This window comes from Microcystis sp. M53598_WE2 (genome assembly GCF_030067735.1).
In the GTDB taxonomy this organism is placed as follows: Bacteria; Cyanobacteriota; Cyanobacteriia; order Cyanobacteriales; family Microcystaceae; genus Microcystis; species Microcystis aeruginosa.
Genome location: NZ_JASJFE010000045.1, coordinates 1 through 3,364, shown reverse-complemented (window position 1 = coordinate 3,364; position 3,364 = coordinate 1). Strand labels below are relative to the sequence as shown.

Below are 3,364 nucleotides of genomic sequence, written 5' to 3'. Positions count from 1 at the left end.
TCCGAGAATGACCCGCCAAATTCACGACCAATTTGCCAAGGAATATTTAGAGGAACTGTTAGCGCCTCTAGGAACCATAAAAAAGAGTAAGAAAGTGAAAAGTGAGGTTCAAGAAATAGATGTCTGGTTTGAACCGGCCAGTTCACCATCAAGGACCGAACTCCCTTTAGGTTTACTCGGAAAAATGGCGGCGACTTCCTGTTTGTTTGAACCTTTCCGTAACCCGCCCTCAGAAATAGAGATTCGCAGTTGTATATCAAAGTTATATACTGTTCATAATGACCTGTTAAGAAAGGCGAAACGGGCAAACAAAACTCTGACGGTCGCAGAATTGCCAGTTTTATGGATTCTCACCCCCACCTTTTCAGCTAGAATGATTCAAGGATTCAGGGCTGACAGCGATGAGAGGAATTGGTTAAAAGGGGTTTACTTTTTAGCTGACTTCCTCAAAGTGGCAATCGTTGCCATCCACCAGTTACCAGTGAGTGAAGACACTTTATGGTTGAGGGTTTTAGGAAAAGGAGAAACACAAAAAAGAGCCGTAGAAGAGTTAGTTCAATTGCCAGAAGATAACTCTTTTAAAGAAAATTTGTTAGAAATTCTAGCCAACTGGCGTAAGAATTTGGAATTGAGAGATAATTTAAGTAGCGAGGAACAGGAGGACATCATGAACCTATCACCAGCCTATCTAAAACAGCGAGAAGATTGGAAAATAGAAGGAAAACAGGAAGGCACTTTAGAGGGACAACTCTCGCTGATAGCTAGTCTTCTGGAAGGGCGGTTTGGAACCCTAGATTCGGAATTGTCTGGTCTAGTTGAACAGATTGCCCAACTTCCCATCTCAGAACGCACCGGGTTACTTCTTTCTTTAGTGAATTTATCCCGCTCTGAACTGTTAGAAAGATTGGGAGACAATTAAACTTTCAGTCCGCCTAAACCATGCGGTTGGGAGTCTCTAAAGACAGCATCGACTACGCTAATAACAAACTTTGGACAAATTACCTGTCCAGTTCTACTTCTTTCGGTGGCAGCGTGCTGGACATTATAAATCCCTTTGCCTTTTGACTTTTGACTTCGAGCGAAGCGAGTGGCTGGGCATGGGCGAATGAGAAGTACAATTCTCAAGAGCTATCTTTCGGGCACTTAACCGCTGGGTTAAGGTGATTTCCTCTAAAGAAATTACCAGAGGATCAATTATCTGCTATCAGAGCTTGGCATTGTTAAACTCTGCCGAAGGTAAGTTTATTCTCGGAAATCACCTAAGCACTGAGTGATTAAGGTTTCGACACTAATGAGCGAACGTACAGTTTTTACGCCATTTTATGCTGCAAGTCACATTGAACCACGCCCATTTTTTCTGTTTAGCAATAAACATCCTGCGCCTAAAAGTATGACACCCAAAACATTATTTGGCTCTGGGATAGAAGCAGGAGAGCCAGTAAATTCTACCTCACGAATCTCGATTCTATTAAATACACCAATATTAGAGCTTAATACAACCAGATCGACTCGACTAACATTAGGTACAGCTTGACTGAAATTATATGTTGCGGGGGCTACTTGACCTATGGGTGCTAAGAAAGTATTGGTAAAGCTAACAGGTATCAGATTATTAGAACTGTCAAAAAAATCTAGTCTAAATTGACTAATTCCTTCAGCAAGAACATTAATATCATTCCATAAGATGAAGCTAGTCAAATTATAGTCACCTACCAAATCTAGGGTAATTGTTCCTGATGGACTATTAGATGCAAATCCATTAAAAGGTGGAGCATCTGATGTGATACCGTCATTAATCTGATTGAGAGAGAAAGGTGCCACAGGAATTAGAGTCGTGCTAGGAATGATAGATGTTCCAGCAATTGTAGCGGCTTCTGCTACCATTGGTGCAAGCAGAATGGCGCAAGTAATGGAAAACGGTACTATTTTTTTCATGGCCTATTTAATCCTTATGAGAAAAGAGTGCGACCGCCCTCCCTCGTAGCTAGATCAAGCAGCACCCCAACCCAACACCAAAGGGAGATAGCAGAAGAATACACACTCCCCCCCCCCATAACTGTATCAAAAGCTACAATTTAATAAATCTTTATATTCTTCTCCCTAGCTTAGGGATTCACAGGGGAAAGAGTTTCAGGTATTTTCCCCTGTTTTACTGCTTCTCAGGCGACCTATCGCCTTCCGTGAGGGATTGTGGCGCGGTGTGTCAGATTCGGTAATAGGGTTCAAAATTTCGCTAACATTGTTAGGTAATTATTTATTAACTGTTGTTAAGTCTTGCATCTCCCCGGTAGGCATGATTTCTAGACTTAGAGGTTATCTTGGTAGTTGGGAGGGTGTATTATACATCGCTTGCGATCGCAGTATAATTTCTTAGTTTATGGAGTTAGAGTGAAAAGATGGAGTTCGAGTGGGATGACCAAAAGAACAACATCAATATTGAAAAACACGGGATCGACTTTAATTTTGCCAAGGAAATCTTTTCAGGAGTCTGGATATCAAAACCTGATAATCGCAGAGACTACGGCGAAGAAAGATTAATCGCTTTGGGACTTTTAGGAGAATTTGTCCTAGTTGCAGTGTACACTCTACGAGAACAGAAAATACGGCTTATATCTACAAGACGCGCTAATGCAGAGGAAAGGGGAATTTATTATGAGTATGTCGAGAGAGGAACAATTAAATATCCTTGGTCAGATGAAAGATTCTGATATAGATTATTCAGATGTAGCTGCTACTGATGCCGAATTTTGGCAAGAAGCTACTGTTAATTCTCCTCTAAAAGTTCCTGTAACTCTGCAGCTTGAACCCTCAGTTGTTGCTTGGTATAAACAGCAATTTCCCAAAAAATATCAGACTTTAATTAATGCCGTACTAAAAAAATATATGCTAGAACATAATTGTTAAGTGCGATTTCCGGTTCATAGAAAACTTTTACTTGAGCCATAAGTGTTTTCCCTTAAGCAGAATTTACGCCGCCTCCAGTTCATAATGCAAGACCAGAAGCTCATCGCCTGGCAGAATAGCCATCGCATATTCCCGCCCCTGACTGTCAGAAAATTCCACTAAATATTGATAGCGCGAACCTTTTTCATACACCTCAACCACCGTTCCCACCTGTCCGCTTGGCAAGCTGGGGACAGCCTCATAATCTGGCTCAACCAAAGTCAATCGCTCCCGAGGGACGGAGTTGAGGATGGCAACCAGATCTAAGAGTTTGATGTCTTTCATCGAAAATTTGGGTCTGAAACCCCGTCGTTCTACGACGGCTTTACCGTTAAATATTAGCGCATTTACACGATATATGCTAGAATGCGAGATATGGAAAAAGCCTATTCTTACCGATTTTACCCCACACCAAAACAAG

Annotated in this window: 6 protein-coding genes; 4 read left to right on the top strand and 2 right to left on the bottom strand. The window is 41.6% G+C overall.

Annotated features, from left to right (window positions below; genetic code table 11):
- Window positions 1–7: 7 nt before the first annotated feature.
- On the top strand, window positions 8–919 hold the full coding sequence (locus PX636_RS01055) for a hypothetical protein (protein WP_159296896.1): 912 nt from the start codon (window positions 8–10) through the stop codon (window positions 917–919).
- A gap of 413 nt (window positions 920–1,332) precedes the next feature.
- Here the strand turns inward: PX636_RS01055 and PX636_RS01050 are convergent, their stop codons facing one another.
- Window positions 1,333–1,935, bottom strand: a complete 603-nt coding sequence (locus PX636_RS01050; RefSeq protein ID WP_288115951.1) for a hypothetical protein — start codon at window positions 1,933–1,935, stop codon at window positions 1,333–1,335.
- A 461-nt stretch (window positions 1,936–2,396) separates the two neighbouring features.
- On the opposite strand from PX636_RS01050, the gene PX636_RS01045 reads away from it, so the two are divergent.
- Together PX636_RS01045 and PX636_RS01040 are read left to right on the top strand one after the other, a co-directional pair.
- A complete protein-coding gene (locus PX636_RS01045) occupies window positions 2,397–2,708 on the top strand; it encodes a BrnT family toxin (protein WP_061430167.1) in 312 nt (103 codons plus the stop codon).
- Window positions 2,695–2,904 (top strand): BrnA antitoxin family protein, encoded by a 210-nt coding sequence (locus PX636_RS01040; RefSeq protein WP_238142392.1) that lies wholly within the window; start codon window positions 2,695–2,697, stop codon window positions 2,902–2,904. The genes PX636_RS01045 and PX636_RS01040 overlap by 14 nt, the downstream gene beginning before the upstream one ends.
- Before the next feature lie 63 nt (window positions 2,905–2,967).
- On the opposite strand, the gene PX636_RS01035 is transcribed toward PX636_RS01040, so the two are convergent.
- Entirely contained in the window at window positions 2,968–3,228 is a 261-nt protein-coding gene (locus PX636_RS01035) for a DUF4926 domain-containing protein (protein WP_110545144.1), read from the bottom strand.
- Between the two features lie 81 nt (window positions 3,229–3,309).
- On the opposite strand from PX636_RS01035, the gene PX636_RS22530 reads away from it, so the two are divergent.
- Window positions 3,310–3,364 (top strand): helix-turn-helix domain-containing protein (locus tag PX636_RS22530; protein ID WP_353845587.1); only part of this gene is annotated, 55 nt, incomplete at its 3' end.